Raw genomic sequence first — 18,156 nt, forward strand, 5'->3', positions numbered from 1 at the left:
CTATTCCGCTGCTTGCGCCGTCGGCGCCGGCAAGCCCAGCCATTGCCGGCAGTCGGCCTGGGCGCGCGACGTGATCGCATGGCGCTTGGCGACCGTCTTGTCCTTGCCGCGCATACGTTTGCCCTCGGTTTTCGGGGCTTCGACGGGCGGAAACAGGCCGAAATTGACGTTCATCGGCTGGAAGGACCGCTTGCCCGGCTCGTCATCCGAGACGATGTGGCCCCCGGTGATGTGGTTGAGCAGGGCGCCGAAGGCTGTTGTGAGCGGCGGCAGCGAGGGCGCATGGCCGAGCCTTTCGGCGGCGGCGAAACGTCCGGCGAGCAGGCCGATTGCGGCGCTCTCGACATAGCCCTCGCAGCCGGTGATCTGGCCGGCGAAACGCAGGCCGGGGCGCGATTTCAGCTGCAGCGAAGCATCGAGCAGGGTCGGCGAGTTGATGTAGGTGTTGCGGTGCAGGCCGCCGAGGCGGGCGAAGTCGGCGTTTTCGAGGCCCGGGATGGTGCGGAACACGCGCACCTGTTCGGCATGCTTCAGCTTGGTCTGGAAGCCGACCATGTTGTAGAGCGTGCCCAGCGCATTGTCCTGCCGCAGCTGCACGACGGCATAGGCTTTCACCGTCGGATTGTGGGCATTGGTTAGCCCCATCGGCTTCATCGGCCCATAGCGCAGCGTCTCGACGCCGCGTTCGGCCATGATCTCGATCGGCAGGCAGCCGTCGAAATAGGGCGTGCCTTCCCATTGCTTGAATTCGGTTTTCTGGCCGTCGACCAGCGCCTGTACGAAGGCAAGGTACTGGTCTTTGTCCAGGGGACAGTTGATGTAGTCCTTGCCGGTGCCGCCGGGCCCGACCTTGTCGTAGCGCGACTGGAACCAGCAGGTGTCCATGTCGATCGTATCGAAATGGACGATCGGCGCGATGGCGTCGAAGAAGGCGAGCGCGTCGGCGCCGGTCGCCTCGGCGATCGACTGGGCGAGCGATGGGGCGGTCAACGGGCCCGTGGCGATGATTGCCTGATCCCAATCCGCAGGTGGCAGGCCCGGCACTTCCTCGCGCTGGATGGTGATCAGCGGGTGCGCTTCGAGCTTTTTCGTCACGGCCTCGGAGAATCCGTCGCGGTCGACGGCTAGCGCGCCGCCCGCCGGCACCTGGTTGGCGTCGCCGGCGCTCATGATCAAGGAGCCGGCCAGCCGCATTTCCGCGTGCAGCAGGCCGACGGCGTTGTTTTCGGCGTCATCGGAGCGGAAAGAATTGGAACAGACAAGCTCGGCCAGACCATCGGTCTTGTGCGCATCGGTGCCGCGAACGGGCCGCATTTCATGCAGGACAACCGGCACGCCCGCTTGCGCCGCCTGCCAGGCGGCTTCGGAGCCAGCGAGGCCGCCGCCAATGATGTGAATAGGATTTTTGCTCATGAGCGCCGGAATAATCGCTTGATGCGGCGATTGCAATTGCCGTGCGTGATGCCGGGCAAAACAGCTCCCGGAGGAACCAGCCTCTGAAAACAACTACACCCGCCGGGGGAGGAGGTCCGGCGGGTGTCGTTTTGGGGGTCGACCCTCGGGAGGAGGTGAAGGCCGACCGTATTCGTCATCGCCGGGGAGGAGGTCGGCTTTGACGAAATCTCTTTCGCTAGTTTTGAAAGGGGCGAAACCCTTTTTGGGAAACAGCGCCCGCCGCGGGAGGAGGTGCGGCGGGCGCCGTTTTGGTGGTCAACCCTTGGGAGGAGGTAAGGGGTGACCGTATTCGTCAGGGTCGGGGAGGAGGTCGACCCTGGCGAAATTCCTGGATTAGATCGCCCGGCGGGCGACGCTCTTGATTTCGTCGCGGACGATACCAAGATCATGCAGCTGGCGGTTCGAAAGGCGACCCAGCTCGGAAACCGTCTCGCGATAAACGCGCCAGTTACGATAGTTGCGGATCAGGTTCATTGTCGTTCTCTTTTTCAAAACTGGTTCGGACCATTTGCGGTCCGAAGAATTTAGACCGCCTTGCGAGCGACGTAAGGAATGTCGCTGCGGCTGATGCCGAGGTCGGTCAGTTCACGGTTGCTCAGGCGGCTCAGCTCGGAGACAGTGTCCCGGTAGCGGCGCCAGTTGCGGTAGTTGCGGATCAGGTTCATGGTATTTCTCGTTTCGTCTTTCTTCCGGATCATTCCGTCTTTGTGTACGAAGCATAAATAGGCGGACCCATATCGATTTAAAAGCGCTATGGCTGCATGGCAGCAATGCAAATTGTGCAATGCAACATTAACGCGCGTTCACGGACCTGACACAAAGAAACCCGAATCGGAAAATGCCGTTGCGTCAACGGTTTGACCGGATCGGCTAAAAAAAGACCAAACGGGGGAAGGGGCAACATGGCGAGCTATTCGTCGCGGATCAGGTCCGATATCGCGCGCTGGCAACAGACCGGCCTGATCGACGCGGCGACCGCCGATTCCCTTGCGCGCGATGTCGAGGCCAACGAGCGCAAATCACTCAACTTCGGTTCGATCCTGGCGATGATGGCCGCCTTGCTGTTCGGCGCCGCCATCCTGATTTTCGTCGCCGCCAACTGGGACGCGATCCCGCGGCTGGCACGCGTAGCGGCACTGTTTGCCGTCATCCTTGGCGGCTATGTCGGCGGCGCGGTGCTGAAGACGCGCGACCATGCGGCGATCGGCGAGGCGCTGTGGATCGTGGCGGCCGCGGCTTTCGGCGGTTCGATCGCGCTGATAGGCCAGATGTATCATCTGTCCGGCGACGAGGCGTCTGCTTTGGTCACCTGGGGTGCTGGTACGGCATTGGCGGCGATCGCGCTGCGTTCGAACCCGCTGACCGTCGCATCGGTCGGCATCGCCGATGCATGGCTGTTCCTGAAAGGGTTCGACTATTTCAATCGCAGCGAATTTCCGCATGCCTTCGTCGTTATGGCGATCGTGCTGTTTGTCGTCTCGTTCTGGACCCGCAGCCAGCCGGCGCGGCACCTCATTATCCTGTCGCTGCTCTTCTACCTCGTCCTGTTCGCCATGGATCACGCGACGCTGCAGGTGGCGATCCCCTTGGTCATCGTGTCGGTGCTGCTGTTCGCGGCCTCAGTCTTCGCGCCGGATCCGGTCGACAAGATCGTCCAGCTCGGCGGTCGCTTGCCCTTGCACGCGCTGCTCGGCTTCCTCACCGGCCTGGCGATGATCCAGTTCGAACTGGCCGATGAAAGCACCTACAATAGCGGTTTTGCCATCGCCTCGGTCGTCGCGCTGGCCGGTATCGTCGCGGCGATCGTGCTGGCGGGCCGGGAGAGCCGCGGGCTGCGCTGGCTCGCCTATCTCGGCTTCGCCTTCGAACTCGCCATCATCTATGTCGTGACCTTGCAATCGATGCTCGACACGGCTGGCTTCTTCCTTGCGGCCGCGGTGCTGCTCGGCATCCTTGCGCTCGTCATCATCCGCGTGGAGAAGCGCATGAAAGGTCCAGCAACCGGGGGAGCCACGGCATGATGACCGGAAAGCGGCTGATCATCTCGGCGCTGGTGCTGGCGCTCGTCCAGATAGGCTTCCTGAGCTGGATCATCGCCGGCCGGGCGGCAATCCTGCGCAACGGCAAGGAGGTGCTGCTGAAGATCGAACCCGTCGATCCACGCGATCTCCTGCGCGGCGACTACATCATCCTCGGCTACGAGATTTCGCGGATACCGGTGAAAATGATCGCCAACATTCCGGCCGACAAACTCTCCAGCGACGACACGTCGATCGTCGTCCGCCTGAAGAAGGGCGCCGAGGGCTACTGGACGCCGACCACCGCCTGGTTCGGCAAGGCACCGACGCCGGCCGCCGCCGACGAGGCCGATATATCAGGCCATGTCGCCGAAGGCTGGGATCTTCGTGGCGAGGGAATGACCATCGCGCCGGATTATGGCATCGAACGCTTCTACCTGCCGGAAGGCGAGGGGATGGCGATCCAGAACGACATGCGGGTGCGCCCGTTCGGGATACGCCTCGCGCTCTCCGGCGATGGCACCGCCCAGATCAAGGCGCTGGTGGATGGCGACAAGACGCTGTTCGAGGAGCCGCTTTACTAGAATGTCCGTGCCTGCCGTGGTGTGAAGCATGCCAGTCATCCTGACGACACGTGAAGATATCAACCTCGACACCGTTTTGCGCGTCGCCTGGAAAAAGGACACGGTGGAGATCGGCGAGACAGCCTTGCGGCGCATCGCCGACTGCCGCGCCTCGTTCCTGAAGCTGATTGAAACCGATCCGCCACCGGTTATCTATGGTGTCACCACCGCCATGGGGGAACTGGCGAGCCAACGGCTCGCGCATGACGAGCGGGACCGCCATGCGCGCATCAAGGCGTTCGCCGCCGCGACTTCGTTCGGTGAGCCTTTGCCTGATCGCGTGGTCAGGGCGATCGTGCTTGCCCGGCTGACGAACTTCATCGAGGGCAACGCCGCCACCACGCCGCGCATCGCGCTCGCCGTTGCCGCGATGCTCGACGGCGGCCCGATGCCAATGGTGCCGGCCGCAGGTCAGGGCGGCGCCGGCGAAATCCTGGCGCTCTATCCGCTGTTTGCCGAGCTTTCGACGCGTTTCGACCTGGAGGTCAAGGAACGGGGCTCGCTGATCAACGGCTCGCCCTGTGCTGCCGCTCTGGTGGCCGACGCAGCGCTCGCGGCACGCCGCCGTATCCGGATCGCGCACAAGGTGTTCGCGCTGTCGATCGAAGCGTTTCGCGCCCCGCTCGAACACTACGACGCGGCGCTCGAGACACTCTGGGGCGATGAGCACGAGGCGGCGGCCCTCCAGGGGCTGCGGCAATTTCTGGTCGATGCTGGAGATGGCAGGCGCAACTATCAGGCGCCGGTCAGCTACCGCATCGTGCCGCGTGTTCTCGGCCAGGCGCATCGCGCACTCTCGTCGGCCGAGCGGGCGGCAGATGTCTCGCTGGCCTCGATATCGGACAATCCAGTGTACATCCCGCCCGATGAGGCGCATCCGTTCGGGCGCTGCATCAGCACGGGGGGCTATCACAACGCCATGGCGACGCCGGCGTTGGACGACCTCGCGGCGATATGGGCCGATATCTGCCTGCTCTGCGACCGTCACGCCTCCAAGCTTCTGAATGGCAAGGTGTCGCTGCTGCCCGATCTCCTGATGACTGGACGGCATTGGGCCGACAGCGATGGCCACGGCAATGTCGGCTATGTGCCGATGGCGATCACCGGCTATCTCGAGCAGGCCAAGCTTGCCGCCCAGCGCACCTTCATTCCGGGGACGGAATCGGCCGGCGCCGGGCAGGATGATGTCGCCACCACGGCGTTCTTCGCATGGACCAAGGAGGCGACCGCCGGCCGCTGCGTCGACGCGGCGATGGCGATGCTGGCGATGATGGCCTCGCAGGCGTTGCACGTCACCGAACGCACGGCTCCGCCGGCCCTGCGGTCATTCGTCGACGAAATCAGAGGCGTCGTGCCGCCTGTCGGCGAGGATCGCGTGCTGGGGCCGGAGCTTGCAAAGCTGGCCGAGTGGTTCACAGGCAGAGCGTTCGAGGCCTAGACACCGATGCCAGGAATGGCAGGCGGCTTGGTGCGGATGAAGGGACTCGAACCCCCACGCCTTTCGGCACTGGAACCTAAATCCAGGGCGTCTACCAGTTCCGCCACATCCGCATGAACCGGCAATCTCATGTGGCCATCATTCTGTCAATGTCAGGGCCAAAATGATGGTTATTCGCCGAAATGCGAAGATGGTTGAAAATTAGGCTCGCCTGTGACAAAAGGCGTGTCGAATGTGACGGGACGCGACGATCCGCTTCTACAAAATGTGATAAGAAGTAGGAAAAACAAAGACTTATTCACATTTTGGAACGCAGTTTGGGAGAATTTGAGCCGTATTTTCGGTCAAATCGCCAGGTTCCGTGCCAAAAGCCATTCCCGGCAAGAATATACCGGCAGGCTGTAAACGGCAGAAAGCCGTTTGGCAGCCTCATTGGTGAAAACAAAGGTTTTACGATGCAGGTCACCGAAACACTCAACTCCGGTCTCAAGCGCGAGATCAAGATCACCGTGCCGGCCGGTGACATGGAAGCCAAGCTGATGGCGCGGCTTTCGGACGCCAGGAACAAGGTCCGCATCAACGGCTTCCGTCCCGGCAAGGTGCCGGTTCAGCACCTGCGCAAGGTGTACGGCAAGTCGTTCATGGCCGAAGTGGTCAATGAGATCCTCAACGATTCGACCCGTTCGATCATTTCGGGCCGCGGCGAAAAGGCCGCCATGCAGCCCGAGGTCATCATGACCGAGGACGAGAAGGAAGCCGAGAAGATCTTGGCTGGCGGCGCCGACTTCGAATTCCGCCTCAACTACGAAATCATTCCGGCGATCGAGATCAAGGATTTCTCCGACATCAAGGTGACGCGTCAGGTGTTCGACGTGCCTGACACCGAGATCGACGAGCAGGTCCAGCGCGTTGCCGAATCGGCACGCAGCTACGAGCCGAAGACCGGCAAGGCCGCCAATGGCGACCGCGTGACGATCGACTATGTCGGCAAGATCGACGGCGAGGCCTTCGCTGGCGGCGCCGGCACCGATCAGCCGCTGGTGCTGGGCTCCAAGGAGTTCATCCCGGGTTTCGAGGATCAGCTGGTCGGCGCCAAGGCCGGTGACGAAAAGCAGGTCACCGTGACCTTCCCGGAGAATTACCAGGCGGCGAACCTGGCCGGCAAGGAAGCGACCTTCGACGTCACCGTCAAGGAAGTCTCCCAGCCCGGCGCGCTGGAAATCAACGACGAGACCGCCAAGAACCTCGGTCTGGAGTCGCTGGAGCGCCTGCGTGACGTGGTGCGTGGCCAGATCGAGAACCAGTTCGGTGCCATGACGCGCCAGAAGGTCAAGCGCCAGCTGCTCGACCAGCTCGACGCGTCCTACTCGTTCGAGGCACCGTCGAAGCTCGTCGACGCCGAGTTCAACAACATCTGGGCGCAGGTCAATCGTGACCTGGAAGCGGCCGGACGCACCTTCGCCGACGAAGAGACGACGGAAGAAGAGGCACGCGCCGAATATCTGCGTCTCGCCGAGCGCCGCGTGCGTCTCGGCCTGGTGCTGGCTGAAATCGGCGAGAAGGCCGGCGTCACCGTGTCGGATGAAGAGTTGCAGCGCGGTCTGTTCGAGCAGGTGCGTCGCTATCCGGCCAACCAGCAGCAGGAAGTCTTCGAGTTCTATCGCAGCAATCCGGAAGCGCTGAACACGCTGCGCGCGCCAATGTTCGAGGAGAAAGTGGTCGACCATCTACTCGGCCAGATCTCCGTCACCGACGTCAAGGTCAGCAAGGAAGAGCTGATGGCCGACGATGAGGAGGCCGAAACCACGACCAAGGCGAAGCCGGCGAAGAAGGCCGCCGCCAAGAAGGCCGACGACAAGAAGGCCGACGAGGCGGAAGAGCCCAAGAAGAAGGCAGCGCCGAAGAAGAAGGCCACCAAGGACGCCGAATAATTCGAGAATTTCGTTGAAACAGGAAAGGCCGCCCTCGAGGCGGCCTTTTTTGTTGCGAAACTGCCACAGCGGGAACGCTTCTCGAGCGACGGCCTGTAGCGATACCAAGCTTTGATTCTTATCTGCGCTTGTATTGCAAGCCGCTTGGCTGTTGGAGGGCGTGTTGAGGCTGTTGGTTGAAGTGGGACACGCTGCGGCAATCGCGCTGGTTCTTGTCTCGGTCTGTGGCATTGCCCAAGCCGATACGGTTCTTGATAATTGGCGGTTCGGCACGGGCGAAGACGGTCTCGTCACGGCATCGCTTTATGCAACCAACAAGCTGATCACCGGCGGTGGCGCCCTGAGCTACAGCCCGATCCTGACGATTGCCTGCCGGGCAAACAGCGAACCGCGATGGACTGAATGGCTGCAGCTGAATGACGCCGTCTCAGCCAGCCGCAGGATCACCATGTCTGTCACGGTCGACCAGGGCAGCAAGTTCGCGGAGAGTTGGTCGGTCGGGCCGCGCGGCAGGATGCTGGTTCGCGACGGTGCCGACGGCATCAGACGCCTTGTTTCCGCCAGCCGACTGCTGCTTTCCTGGCGGTTCGGGCTGCTGTCGGGGCGCGGCGAGGCCGATTTCGATCTCGCCGGGCTCGGCAAAGCCGTCGACCAGATTGCCGGCAGCTGCAACACCGATCCGCCGTAATCGCAGCGCGAGGCCAGGGCAGGACAGGCGCGACGTCTTTGGGCGGCCTCATCCCGCTATTGGCATCGCTGAAGAAGGCGACCTTGTCGTCGCGTCAGCGGCACCATTTCTCGATGGCGATTGCAATCGCCTTTGTGCAATCGACGAGATCGCGCACTGAAACGCGCTCGTTCGGCTGATGCGCCTGTGCCGGGTCGCCAGGGCCGAAGTTGACGGTCGGGGTGTTGCCAAGGCCGGTCGGCAGGCCGATGTCGCTGTGTGCGCCAAACCCGCTCAGGACCGGCGACAGCTTGGCTTCCCTGACGGCCTCCTGGAAGACGCCGACGAACGGATTGTCCGACGGAATCTCGGCGCAATCCGCGTCGAGGATCCATTCGACACGGGCAGGATGCTTCCGCAGATAGGGATCAGCCTGGCAGACATTGGCGATGTGCTCTTCGATTTCGCGCTTGACGTTGCCGCCCAGCTTGAACGCGTCATGTTCGCTCGGCAGATACTGCGCGTCGATGATGATTTCGCCGCGACCTGCCATGGAGGAGGGGTGTTCGCCAGCACTCATCTGGGTGACGATGATCTGGTTCGGCAGGTCCATCAGCGGATGGTTCTTCTTCGGATCGAACATCCAACGCCGGTTGAGGATGTCTATGCCGTCGAGGATCTGCCGGCAAAGCTGGACGGCATCGACCGGGCCGCTCGAGTACCAGGCATTCGGCGTCAGTTCCGCATGGCCGCCTATACCGTCGATGATGATCTTTCCCCACAAAATGCCGTGACAGAGCGGCGCGATCTTGTTCGCCGTCGGTTCGGTCATGATGCCGGCGTCGGCGTGAAAGCCGCGATCGACCATGGCGAGCGAACCCATGCCACCGATTTCCTCGTCAACGACGGTCGTGAAGACGACGTCTCCGGACAGGGGAATGTTGAGCTCCTTCAGGATTTCGATGGCCATCAGCATGCAGGCAACGCCGCCCTTCATGTCGACGGTGCCGCGACCATGCAGAAATCCGTCCTTGAGAACGGGCTGGAACGGGTCGGTCGTCCAATGTCCGGCGGCGCCCGGTGGGACGACGTCGATGTGGCCGGTCAGCATGATGGAACGCCCGCCGCCCGTGCCCTTCAGGACGCCGCCCAGATTGGGTCTACCCTCGAACGTCCTGCCCTTGTTGGCGCCGGCGCGGCCCTTGTATTTTTCATAGAGCGCCGGGCCGTCCGGGTCCCAGAGGTCGGTCGAGAAGCCAAGCGCCTCGATGCGTTTTTGCAGATATAGCTGACAATCACGCTCACCGGGGCCGGCGTCCTTCGGATTGGATTTCACAATCGAGGGGAAAGCGACGAGATCGCTCAGCGTCGCGACGATGCGGTCGGCGGTTGCCTCGACGCGCGCGGCAATGATCTCTTCAATGGACGGCATTATGATCTCCAACGTTGGGAAAGTCGGTCGACGAGAAGGACGAAAACCAGTAGGGCGCCGACAATTCCCACCTGCCAGACCGTGTTGATATTCAGTTGCAGAAGACCGGTCTTCAGCGTGACCAGAAGCAGGACGGCCGCGAACACGCCGCCGACGCCGCCACGTCCGCCGGTGATGGCGATGCCCCCAAGCATGGCGGCAGTCAGCGATTCGAGCTCGAGGTTCTGACCGATATTGGGCCTGCCGCTGCCGAGCCAGGCGAGCGAGACGAGACCCGCGGCACCGGCGAGCGCGCCACTCAAGGAATAGAGGATGAAGCGAACGCGGTCGACCGGAATGCCGACCAGTTTGGCCGAGCGTTCATTGAAGCCCATCGCGTAGATCCAGCGCCCCCACGCCGTCGAGAGCAGCACCAGGCCGGCCAGGGCAAAGCAGGGGATGGCAAGCGTGAGGAAGGGCACGGGAATGCCCATGACGACGCCGCGTCCCCACAGGAGCAGCCAGGAGGGTACGCCTGCCTGGGCCGCGCCGCCGGTGACGGCGAGTGCCGCGCCGGAATAGACGAAGAATGTGCCCAGTGTCGCGATGAAGGGAAGAAGCGCGAGCCCGTTCACCAGCCATCCGTTCAAGGCACCGAGCATCGCGCCCGCCAGAATGCAGACGACAGGCAGCAGAACGGGAGGCAATCCCAGCTTGACGCAAAGCATTCCGACGATGGCGGAGAGTGATACCGCGCCGCCGACCGACAGGTCTATGCCGGCGCCGCCGGCCATGATGACCAGCCCTTGCCCAAGGCCGACCAGGGCCAGGATCGTCGAGAACTGAAGAATGGTGGTGACTGTGCCGAGATTATAGACTGAAGGCTTGAGCGCCAGCAGGCCGACAATCACGATCAGCCAAAGCCCGCACAGCAAACTCAGGGTGAGGGCCGGGCCCTGCAGATTCCGGAGCGTCCTCATGCGCGGGCTCGCAGGAGCTGGACCACAGGGAAGCGGTTGGAGATGGCTTCGAAGCCAAGCACGCCGATGATGAGAACGCCGGTGACGACAGGCTGCCAGAGAGAGGGGACACCGATCAAAAGCAGTCCGTTCTGAAGAATTCTCAGCAGAAGCACGCCGAGCACCGTGCCGATCAGGCTACATCTGCCGCCCAATATGCTTGTGCCGCCAAGAATGACCGCGGCAATGGCATCGAGCGCCAGCGTGCTGCCGATCGTCATTTCCACATTGCGGTAGGTGGCGACATAGAAGGTGGCGGCAATGCCGGTCAGGACCCCGCTGATGACGAAGGTCATGAAGCGGGTCTTGATGACCGGGATGCCCGACAGTCGCGCCTTTTCCTCCGAATTGCCGATCGCCAGCAAGTGCAGCCCATAGGGGGTTCGCCGCAACGCCAGCCAGACGACCAGATAGGCAACGGCAATCACCAGGGCAGGGACGGGGACGCCGAGCACGGTGGTTGCAAGCAGATTGGTGAGGCTCGCGGGCAAGCCGGAAAGCCATTGCCCGCCAAGAAGGACAAAGACAGCCGTGCGGTAGACGCCGAGCAGGCCGAGCGTTCCGACGATCGCCGGAACGCGGCCGAGGACGACGACAGTGGCGGTGACGCATCCCAGCAGCGCGCCCACCACAGGGCCTGCGACGAGCGCCAGCAGCGGATTGCCGTCGGCACCGAGCACGCGACCGATTGCGATGGCCGCCAGACCCATGACGATGCCGATCGACACATCGATGCCGCCCATGGCCAGCAACAATGTCATGCCAAGGCCGATCAGCAACAGTTCGACGCTATTGCGCAAGACCGTGGCTGCATTGCCTGACGTCGCGTAGTGGGGCGATGCGACAGAAAAGATGATGACCGCCAGCAAACAGGCGACAAGCAGAGACCACTCCCGCCCGTTCATGGAGAAGACACCGTTTCCAAACTGCCGCACCGCGTTCATGCCAGGGCTCAGAAGTTGAACTTGTCGACATTGTCCTTGGTGAAGACGGCCGGCGGCCCGAGCAGCAGAATGCCTTTCGCGGCGTCATAGGTGACGGGCTTGTCGAGGCCGGAAATCTTGTTTTCCGCCTCGAAGGTCTTGCCGTCGATCAGCTGCTTACCGGCCCAGACCGTGAGGTAGCCGAGCTGCTCGGGGTCCCACAGCACGGTGAAGCCGAAGGCGCCGCTCTTCAGGTAGGACCGTGCCGTGTTCGGGCTGCAATAGCCGGCGCCGATGACAGAGCCGATCTTGCCGGCGGTTTCGATGGCCTGGGCAACGCCCGGGCATGTCGAGGAGGCAACGGCGATGATGGCCTTGATATCGGGGTTGGCGGCCATCAGGTCGCCGGAGATTTGCGCGGCGCGTTCAGCGGTGCCACCGGCGAATTGCGGCGAGAGCAGCTTCAGCTTCGGATATTTCGCGGCGGCTTCTTTCTGCATGAAGCCGATCCAGGCGTTGAGGTTGGACGCCGTTGCTTCGCCGGACACGATGCCGATCGTTGCATCCTCGCCAACGCGCTTGACGAGTTCGTCGACGATCGTCGTGCCGAGGCCTTCGTCGGTCGCCTGGGCCACATAGACCGCGCGGCCGCTGTCGGGCGCATCGCTGTCGCTGGTGAACAGCTTGATGCCCTTCGCCTTGGCGCTCTCGACCACGGGAGCGATGCTGGAGGCATCGAGAACGCTGACCGAGACCGCCTCGACGCCCTGGTCAATCAGGTTCTGGACGATCTGCAACTGGTCGACCGGATTGGTGTCGACGGGACCCGAATAGATGAAATCGACGCCCAGGTCCTTGGCGGCGCGATTGCCGCCGGCCTCCATGGCGTTGAAGTAGGGGATACCGATCAGCTGCGGGACGAAGGCGACCTTGTGTTTGTCGGCGGCATGCGCCGCGGTTGCGACAACCAGTGACAGCACGGAGACCGCGAGCGCTTTTTTGAACTGTGAAAGCATTGTGGTTTGATCCTCTCTGGAAATGACGTGCGTTTCAGTTTGTTTTTTCGAGCGCCCGCACGTCGGGATGAGCGCCTGTTATGAGCGAAACGACTTCCTCGTGACTGGTCTCGGCTGCCAGCCGCTCAGCCACCTTGCGGCCACGCCGGAACACCACGATGCGGTCGGCGACTTCGAAGACTTCGGAAATGTTGTGGCTGATAAGGACGACGGCGCAGCCGCGCGCGGCAAGCCGCCGCGTCAGTGCCAGGACCTTGCGGGTCTCGGCAACGGCAAGGGCCGCCGTCGGCTCATCCATGATGACCAGCCTGGCGTTCAGATTGAGCGCCCGGCAGATGGCGACGGCCTGGCGTTGACCGCCCGACAGGCTGCCGACGGGGGCTTCCGGGTCGGAGATATGAGCGTCGAGTTCCTGCAGAAGGTCGTCGACGCGCTGGCGCATTTCCTTGCGCTTCAGAAACGGAATGCCAAAAATGGAGCGTTTCAATTCGCGGCCCAGAAAGACGTTTTCGGCGATCGAAAGGTTTTCCGAAAGCGCCAGTTCCTGGAAGATCGTCGCGATCCCCGATGACGCGGCATCCTTGGGCGAGGAAAAGGCCACCGGATTGCCTTCGATGACGAGTTCGCCATCGCTGGGCGGATGGGCGCCGGCAAGAATCTTGATGAAGGTCGATTTGCCGGCGCCATTGTCGCCGAGAAGCGCCAGCACTTCGCCGGAGCGGATCTCCAGGTCGACATCTACAAGCGCGGTCAGCGCGCCGAAGCGTTTGGCGATGTTCCTGGCCACTAGAAACGGTTCTGTCATGGCGGTTCCCCAGCGGTTGCTGATTGGCCTTAAATCCTTGTTTTCATGCAAGTCGTTGTCCCAAAACCGCTGCGCACTTTTGGGCGACATGCATTAGACGGCCTTGCTGACCCAGCGCAGCACATTGGTCCACAGGCGCGCGTAGCCGGGCCATTCGACAAAGCTGTTCGGCAGCCAGTGCGGGCCGATATCCGATGTCCACGCCAGGGTGCGCCCCTCGCCATGACGTCCGGTGACCAGCAGGGGATGCCCGCCCTGGTCCTGCGGCAACCGCGCCAAAACCTCGACATCATCCCGATCGCGGGCAATGACCTCGTTGGCGCCGAGCAGCAGCGGCCAGTCGCCTTCGATGCCGGCAAAAATCGGATGATCACTGGGGCCGGTGATCGAGGGCCGAAAGCCTTCGGGGATTTCAAGCCGGTCATCGTTGGGAAGGCAGGTCACCGGCAAGGCGTCCTCGACCACCGTGCGATGCCAGCGGGCCTTGCCGTCTATGCCCTGGAAGCTGAAATAGCCGCCGATCATGATCAGGCCGCCACCGGCCAGCGTCCAGTCGCGCAGAAGCTTGAGCCGGTTGGGTACCGTCTTGCCGTGCAGCCAGACATCGGGGTGGAGCAGGAGCGAGTTCGCGCCAATATCGGAAAGGATGATTGCCTTGTATTGCGACAGGCCCTCCATGGTGAAAGGCAGCTTCTCGACAGCCTCGTGAGCCGGCATGTAATCAAGATCGAATTCGCTGTCCTTCAGGGCATCAACCAGAGGCGTTGCGCCCAGATGAAAGGTAACGCTGCCGAACTGATCGAACCCCTTGTAGTGGGTCGCCGAACTCACCCAGCTCTCGCCGACCAGAAGCACTTTTGTTTTCGCCATGGTCATGTTCTCCTGATTTCGCCAGATGGGACGGCTGTCTGCTGTTGGTTGCAAAGTCGATAAGCCATTGATCTAGCTTGCCATCATGGCGCTGTTCGCCAAGACGGCAGCCTTCAATGTCGCAAAGTCGGCGATATGGCCCTGCGCGCCTTCGACGGTCGTCGTCAGGCTCGCGCCAATCGCCGCATGGCGGGCGGCGTCTTCCAGCGACGCGCCGTGCAGCCAGAGGCTGAGGAAGATCCCGGCAAAGCTATCGCCGGCGCCGGTCGCGTCGACGCGGTTGACCGGCAGCGCCGGCACCTCGATCTGCGGGCCGCCACTCGCCGGAAAGACGACCGCGCCGAATTCGCCGAGGGTGAGCACGACCGTTCCGCGCGGCTTGATGCGTGACAGCATCAGCCGCACCTCTTCGATCATCGTCGCCATCCGGGAGCGGAAGTCGAAAATCTCCCGCATCATCACGTCGTTGATGAAGGTCAGGTCGATCTGTTTGACCATCTGCGTGAAGATTTCCGGGGTGCGCGCGCTTTTGGGCAGGCCGGCCGAATGCAGGCTCACCTTCCAGCCGGCCTGATGAAAGCGCGCTATGGATGCGGTCATCGTTTCATAGTGAAAGCCTTCGATGTGAAGACAGGCCGGGCGCTGCTCGGGCTGGATGTCGAGGTTGGCGGTCAGGTCGACCTCGCCAAGCTCAAACGGTTCGCTGATGATCGTGCGGCTGCCGTTGCGCTCGATGATCACGATCGCCTGCGAGAGGCGGTTGTTGGGCGTGCTGCGGATCGGCAAGGCGTGGACGCCCAGTTTCGAAAGCTCCCCCAGCGCCCAGTCGCTCTCGGGATCCTCGCCGACCGCCGTCGCCAGTTCCACGTCAAGAGCGTAGGGGGCGCCGACGCCGGCGGCGGCAACCGCGAGATTGGCAGCCGGCCCGCCCAGTGCCTTTTCGATATGGCTGGCGGTGATCCGGTCGTCGCGATGCGGCAACACGTCGACGCGGCAAAGGAAGTCGACACTCACCCGGCCGGCGACCAGAAGCCTCGGCAGATGATCGAGGTTCTTTGGCCTGCGCGGCGCGCGGCCGGGGAGCGAGCGTGCAAACGAGCTGGGCCGGTACATCAACGCAGCAACCGCCTTTTCTATGCGGTCGCGCGTGCCTTCCTTGAGGCTGGCGGTTCCATTGATGAAGTTCGATACCGTGCCGATGGAGACACCGGCGGTTCGAGCGACATCCGCTATGGTCGGGCGCTTGCGTTGCAATTGCATGGTTCCAATTGAAGCGTTTCAAACGGTAACAGTGGAAATGCCGCGCCTCAATGAAATGATCTTCCAAAAAGTAGGCCGTCTCCCGTTTGATTTGGGAAATTTTCCCGCCTCATGGTCGGCGCTGGAACTGATCTTTCCAAGATTGAACGATTTTCAATTTTCCAGCAAAAAAGATTGTGCAGGCGAATTTTCTGCATTTTATTCGATCGATGAGGTGTGATCGGGGTTCGGCATGATTCATCGCCTGGAGGGCCACGGCAGCCGTCCGCGCGGAGGCTGGATGGAGTTGGTGGGCGAACCGTGGAGGTAGCGCGCTACAATCGGGACAGGGTGACTTTTCCGAGATCTTTAGAAGCAGTCCGGCGCGTTACGGCTTCCGCCGCAGCTTTCGCGCATGATCAGTCTCGGCATGGCGAATTCCATTCCGGATTTGACTTCGATGTTGCCCTCGACCAGACCGATGAGGCGTCTGGCCGCTCTGCTGCCCAACTCTTCGGTTGGTTCGCGACGGCCCGGTTTCTTTTCAATGGCCAGGAAACAGCGATGCCGCCGGGGTAAAGCCCGGCGGCATCTTGCTTGACTGGTTCCTGCCGTTTCGGTCGCGATGTCCTACGGTGTCGCCCCCGCTTGCATCGTGGCGGCCATCTGGTCGATCTTGTCGGCGAGGACGCCTTCGGCCCAAGCTGTGACCTGGGCGTCGACGGGCTTGTTGGCCATATCCGAAAGAGCTGCTTCGAGCGACGCCTGATCGGTGCCGACGGTGGCCGCGGCAGCGTCCGCCTGGGCCTGGGTGGCGGCCGCGTTGTCGGCGTCGACAACGGACTGCTGAGCAGTGATCTGGTCTTGCAGGGCCTGGATCTGTGCAGCCGCGGCGGACGGGTCCGCCTGCAGCGCGGTCAGCTGCGCATTCAGGGCATCCAATTGAGCCTGGGCGGCGGCGGCTGTGGCGGCTGCCGCATCGGCCGCGGCCTGGGCGTTCTTGGCAGTCGCCGACTGCGTGACAAACGCCTGAATGGCAGCGAACTTCTTGCTCTTGGAATGCATATAGGCGTTGATGTTGCGCTGCAGCGAGTTCAGCCGGCCAAGCTTGGCATGGATGTTCTTGTTGTTGGGCACGGACGCGACCTGCGTCGTGTCGACCGTGGTCTCCGTTTCCGCCTTGGCCACCTGGCCTGGGGCCGACGCGGACTTGCCATGCGAGGCGCCGCTGTTGCCATTGCCGCCAGCATTGCCACCGCCATTGCCGCCAGCATTGCCGCCGCCGTTGCCGCCGCCGTGCCCGTTACCACCGGCTCCGGCGAGCGCGGGAGACGCCACAAGCGCCAACGCGGCAAGCGCCGCAAACAGTGTTTTTCGGTTTGTCATGGTGTCTCCTCGGGGAATCGCCACCCTCCGCCCAATCGCTATAGCAGCGTCATATGAGGAATCGCTAATTGCACAGGGTAAACTTTAGACAAATGCGGTTTCGATGCGCGACGCTGGCAACTCGCAGGCGCCATGGACCTGATTGCCAACCGGTGGCACGCTAACGGTCGTCGAGTGGTTTATCGGAAAGGCGTTGGAGCAAGGGAAGTCGATGACGAAAGCATAAGTCACGGTCAGATGCGCGATGCGGAAGCCACCGCTTGGCGGATCGATGATAATCGTGGCGGTAGACCAAGGGCGCTCAGCCCCATTTTGGCGTCACTGCGGCACCATCTCGACGCGACGGTTCCTGGCTCGGCCTTCCTCTGTTGCGTTTGAAGCGACAGGCGCCTGGAGACCAACGCCGCTCGACATCATTCGGCTGGTCTCAAGATGGTAAGTTCGGGAAAGATCGTCGACGACAGCGGCTGCTCGAGCCTTGGAAAGTTGCATATTGAAATCAAAACCGCCGACACTGTCGGTATGCCCGATCAAATATACTTTCTGAGCGGGATTCTGCTGGAGGAACTTGGCGATCTCATCCAGTGCGGGTCGAGATTCCGGCTTGATCGTCGCTTTGTCGAAATCGAAGAGAATACCGTACAGGGCAGCCTTGCCGTCAGCCTCGAAATCCTTCGAGATATCGGCAGCCGAAGCCGGGACCATACGGTCTTCGAGCGCCCCAACTTGTACCGCATCGAGGCGAACCATGGCCTGGCCCTTCTGTGGACTGAAATTGGGGTCGTAACCGTCCTGAGATTCGATGACGTAGAGGGCAATGTACGTCTTGGCGCCGCCTTCTTCCTTCACGGCCGCGATATAGCGCGCCTGATCGGGGCTATAGCCCCAGATCTGTGTGCCAGGCCCCGTGGTTTCAAAAAAGGAACCAAGATGGGGACCCGTGGCATCCCGCTCAGCCTGAAACAGAATCCGGTATCCATTCGCTGCCAGATCCGCCTTGTAGTTACGAAAGACATCGACCGAGGAAACAGCAGGAGGGATGGCATAGACGTTCTCAACCAGGCGACCCTCGATATTCATCGAGGATTCAAATTCTGCCTTGTTTGAATCGAAATCGAAGCCGGTGTTCTTCCCGGTTGGAAGAGTATAAGTATCAAAATCGTGCCGCTCGCACATGACGATAGAGGAATCAATAAACCTTTTTAGGCCGCCAACATCAGAGCAGCCGGCAATGTCGTTTGCTGAAGCAGAAGGATTGGATAAGCAGATGAAGGTGATGGTGTAAACAAGTTTTGTGATCATGCTCACTCGATTGACTTGTTTCATTTTAATACCTTTTAATACCTTCTTACTGT

General features: G+C 61.9%; 18 protein-coding genes and 1 tRNA gene. 6 read left to right on the top strand and 13 right to left on the bottom strand.

Annotated elements, in window-relative coordinates:
• From trmFO to AC56QP_RS32475, 3 genes are all read right to left on the bottom strand, one after another.
• Positions 1-1,413 carry a methylenetetrahydrofolate--tRNA-(uracil(54)-C(5))-methyltransferase (FADH(2)-oxidizing) TrmFO gene (trmFO, locus tag AC56QP_RS32465; RefSeq protein WP_489861827.1) on the bottom strand — a complete coding sequence of 471 codons (1,413 nt, stop codon included), beginning with the start codon at positions 1,411-1,413 and terminating at the stop codon, positions 1-3.
• 375 nt (positions 1,414-1,788) lie between these two features.
• Positions 1,789-1,929: a DUF1127 domain-containing protein gene (locus tag AC56QP_RS32470; RefSeq protein ID WP_256750565.1), complete on the bottom strand. Its 141-nt coding sequence runs from the start codon at positions 1,927-1,929 to the stop codon at positions 1,789-1,791.
• A 50-nt stretch (positions 1,930-1,979) separates the two neighbouring features.
• Positions 1,980-2,120, bottom strand: coding sequence for a DUF1127 domain-containing protein (locus tag AC56QP_RS32475; RefSeq protein ID WP_013531315.1), 141 nt, complete (start codon positions 2,118-2,120; stop codon positions 1,980-1,982).
• A gap of 237 nt (positions 2,121-2,357) precedes the next feature.
• Here AC56QP_RS32475 and AC56QP_RS32480 point away from each other — a divergent pair, with 237 nt between their 5' ends.
• From AC56QP_RS32480 to AC56QP_RS32490, 3 genes are read left to right on the top strand one after another with little or no spacing between them, the layout of a single operon-like run.
• On the top strand, positions 2,358-3,476 hold the full coding sequence (locus tag AC56QP_RS32480; RefSeq protein ID WP_489861826.1) for a DUF2157 domain-containing protein: 1,119 nt from the start codon (positions 2,358-2,360) through the stop codon (positions 3,474-3,476).
• Positions 3,473-4,057 (top strand): GDYXXLXY domain-containing protein, encoded by a 585-nt coding sequence (locus AC56QP_RS32485; protein ID WP_489861825.1) that lies wholly within the window; start codon positions 3,473-3,475, stop codon positions 4,055-4,057. The genes AC56QP_RS32480 and AC56QP_RS32485 overlap by 4 nt, the downstream gene beginning before the upstream one ends.
• 28 nt (positions 4,058-4,085) lie before the next feature.
• Positions 4,086-5,534 (top strand): aromatic amino acid lyase, encoded by a 1,449-nt coding sequence (locus AC56QP_RS32490; protein WP_489861824.1) that lies wholly within the window; start codon positions 4,086-4,088, stop codon positions 5,532-5,534.
• Positions 5,535-5,562: 28 nt separating this feature from the next.
• On the opposite strand, the gene AC56QP_RS32495 is transcribed toward AC56QP_RS32490, so the two are convergent.
• Positions 5,563-5,647 (bottom strand) — tRNA-Leu (locus AC56QP_RS32495).
• A gap of 342 nt (positions 5,648-5,989) precedes the next feature.
• Between AC56QP_RS32495 and tig the strand changes: the two genes are divergently transcribed.
• Positions 5,990-7,465, top strand: a complete 1,476-nt coding sequence (gene tig / locus AC56QP_RS32500; protein ID WP_489861823.1) for a trigger factor — start codon at positions 5,990-5,992, stop codon at positions 7,463-7,465.
• 163 nt (positions 7,466-7,628) lie between these two features.
• Positions 7,629-8,153 (top strand): hypothetical protein, encoded by a 525-nt coding sequence (locus tag AC56QP_RS32505; RefSeq protein ID WP_489861822.1) that lies wholly within the window; start codon positions 7,629-7,631, stop codon positions 8,151-8,153.
• Between the two features lie 94 nt (positions 8,154-8,247).
• Here the strand turns inward: AC56QP_RS32505 and AC56QP_RS32510 are convergent, their stop codons facing one another.
• The 7 genes from AC56QP_RS32510 to AC56QP_RS32540 form a co-directional block, all read right to left on the bottom strand.
• Entirely contained in the window at positions 8,248-9,564 is a 1,317-nt protein-coding gene (locus AC56QP_RS32510; protein WP_489861821.1) for a M20 family metallopeptidase, read from the bottom strand.
• Entirely contained in the window at positions 9,564-10,523 is a 960-nt protein-coding gene (locus AC56QP_RS32515; protein ID WP_489861820.1) for an ABC transporter permease, read from the bottom strand. Before AC56QP_RS32515 ends, AC56QP_RS32510 begins: the two co-directional genes overlap by 1 nt.
• A complete protein-coding gene (locus AC56QP_RS32520; RefSeq protein ID WP_497100918.1) occupies positions 10,520-11,506 on the bottom strand; it encodes an ABC transporter permease in 987 nt (328 codons plus the stop codon). Before AC56QP_RS32520 ends, AC56QP_RS32515 begins: the two co-directional genes overlap by 4 nt.
• Before the next feature lie 8 nt (positions 11,507-11,514).
• The gene (locus tag AC56QP_RS32525; RefSeq protein ID WP_489861818.1) at positions 11,515-12,501 is read right to left on the bottom strand and encodes an autoinducer 2 ABC transporter substrate-binding protein; all 987 of its coding nucleotides are present in this window, start codon (positions 12,499-12,501) and stop codon (positions 11,515-11,517) included.
• Positions 12,502-12,535: 34 nt separating this feature from the next.
• Positions 12,536-13,306 carry an ATP-binding cassette domain-containing protein gene (locus AC56QP_RS32530; protein WP_489861817.1) on the bottom strand — a complete coding sequence of 257 codons (771 nt, stop codon included), beginning with the start codon at positions 13,304-13,306 and terminating at the stop codon, positions 12,536-12,538.
• A gap of 93 nt (positions 13,307-13,399) precedes the next feature.
• Positions 13,400-14,176 carry a glutamine amidotransferase gene (locus AC56QP_RS32535; protein WP_489861816.1) on the bottom strand — a complete coding sequence of 259 codons (777 nt, stop codon included), beginning with the start codon at positions 14,174-14,176 and terminating at the stop codon, positions 13,400-13,402.
• Positions 14,177-14,248: 72 nt separating this feature from the next.
• Positions 14,249-15,436, bottom strand: a complete 1,188-nt coding sequence (locus tag AC56QP_RS32540) for a carbohydrate kinase family protein (RefSeq protein WP_489861815.1) — start codon at positions 15,434-15,436, stop codon at positions 14,249-14,251.
• On the opposite strand from AC56QP_RS32540, the gene AC56QP_RS32545 reads away from it, so the two are divergent.
• Positions 15,435-15,656 (top strand): hypothetical protein, encoded by a 222-nt coding sequence (locus AC56QP_RS32545; RefSeq protein ID WP_489861814.1) that lies wholly within the window; start codon positions 15,435-15,437, stop codon positions 15,654-15,656. The genes AC56QP_RS32540 and AC56QP_RS32545 overlap by 2 nt on opposite strands.
• 389 nt (positions 15,657-16,045) lie before the next feature.
• On the opposite strand, the gene AC56QP_RS32550 is transcribed toward AC56QP_RS32545, so the two are convergent.
• Together AC56QP_RS32550 and AC56QP_RS32555 are read right to left on the bottom strand one after the other, a co-directional pair.
• Positions 16,046-16,801, bottom strand: coding sequence for a hypothetical protein (locus AC56QP_RS32550; RefSeq protein ID WP_489863460.1), 756 nt, complete (start codon positions 16,799-16,801; stop codon positions 16,046-16,048).
• 318 nt (positions 16,802-17,119) lie between these two features.
• Complete coding sequence (locus tag AC56QP_RS32555; protein ID WP_489861813.1) at positions 17,120-18,127, bottom strand: OmpA family protein; 1,008 nt, start codon at positions 18,125-18,127, stop codon at positions 17,120-17,122.
• Positions 18,128-18,156: the final 29 nt, after the last annotated feature.

This window comes from Mesorhizobium sp. RCAM 05104, from assembly GCF_059683645.1.

Coding starts and splice junctions, on each gene's coding strand:
- trmFO (WP_489861827.1), bottom strand. CDS start 1,413: ATGAGCAAAAATCCTATTCACATCATTGGCGGCGGCCTCGCTGGCTCC.
- AC56QP_RS32470 (WP_256750565.1), bottom strand. CDS start 1,929: ATGAACCTGATCCGCAACTATCGTAACTGGCGCGTTTATCGCGAGACG.
- AC56QP_RS32475 (WP_013531315.1), bottom strand. CDS start 2,120: ATGAACCTGATCCGCAACTACCGCAACTGGCGCCGCTACCGGGACACT.
- AC56QP_RS32480 (WP_489861826.1), top strand. CDS start 2,358: ATGGCGAGCTATTCGTCGCGGATCAGGTCCGATATCGCGCGCTGGCAA.
- AC56QP_RS32485 (WP_489861825.1), top strand. CDS start 3,473: ATGATGACCGGAAAGCGGCTGATCATCTCGGCGCTGGTGCTGGCGCTC.
- AC56QP_RS32490 (WP_489861824.1), top strand. CDS start 4,086: ATGCCAGTCATCCTGACGACACGTGAAGATATCAACCTCGACACCGTT.
- tig (WP_489861823.1), top strand. CDS start 5,990: ATGCAGGTCACCGAAACACTCAACTCCGGTCTCAAGCGCGAGATCAAG.
- AC56QP_RS32510 (WP_489861821.1), bottom strand. CDS start 9,564: ATGCCGTCCATTGAAGAGATCATTGCCGCGCGCGTCGAGGCAACCGCC.
- AC56QP_RS32515 (WP_489861820.1), bottom strand. CDS start 10,523: ATGAGGACGCTCCGGAATCTGCAGGGCCCGGCCCTCACCCTGAGTTTG.
- AC56QP_RS32520 (WP_497100918.1), bottom strand. CDS start 11,506: ATGAACGCGGTGCGGCAGTTTGGAAACGGTGTCTTCTCCATGAACGGG.
- AC56QP_RS32525 (WP_489861818.1), bottom strand. CDS start 12,501: ATGCTTTCACAGTTCAAAAAAGCGCTCGCGGTCTCCGTGCTGTCACTG.
- AC56QP_RS32530 (WP_489861817.1), bottom strand. CDS start 13,306: ATGACAGAACCGTTTCTAGTGGCCAGGAACATCGCCAAACGCTTCGGC.
- AC56QP_RS32535 (WP_489861816.1), bottom strand. CDS start 14,176: ATGGCGAAAACAAAAGTGCTTCTGGTCGGCGAGAGCTGGGTGAGTTCG.
- AC56QP_RS32545 (WP_489861814.1), top strand. CDS start 15,435: ATGGTTCCAATTGAAGCGTTTCAAACGGTAACAGTGGAAATGCCGCGC.
- AC56QP_RS32540 (WP_489861815.1), bottom strand. CDS start 15,436: ATGCAATTGCAACGCAAGCGCCCGACCATAGCGGATGTCGCTCGAACC.
- AC56QP_RS32550 (WP_489863460.1), bottom strand. CDS start 16,801: ATGACAAACCGAAAAACACTGTTTGCGGCGCTTGCCGCGTTGGCGCTT.
- AC56QP_RS32555 (WP_489861813.1), bottom strand. CDS start 18,127: ATGAAACAAGTCAATCGAGTGAGCATGATCACAAAACTTGTTTACACC.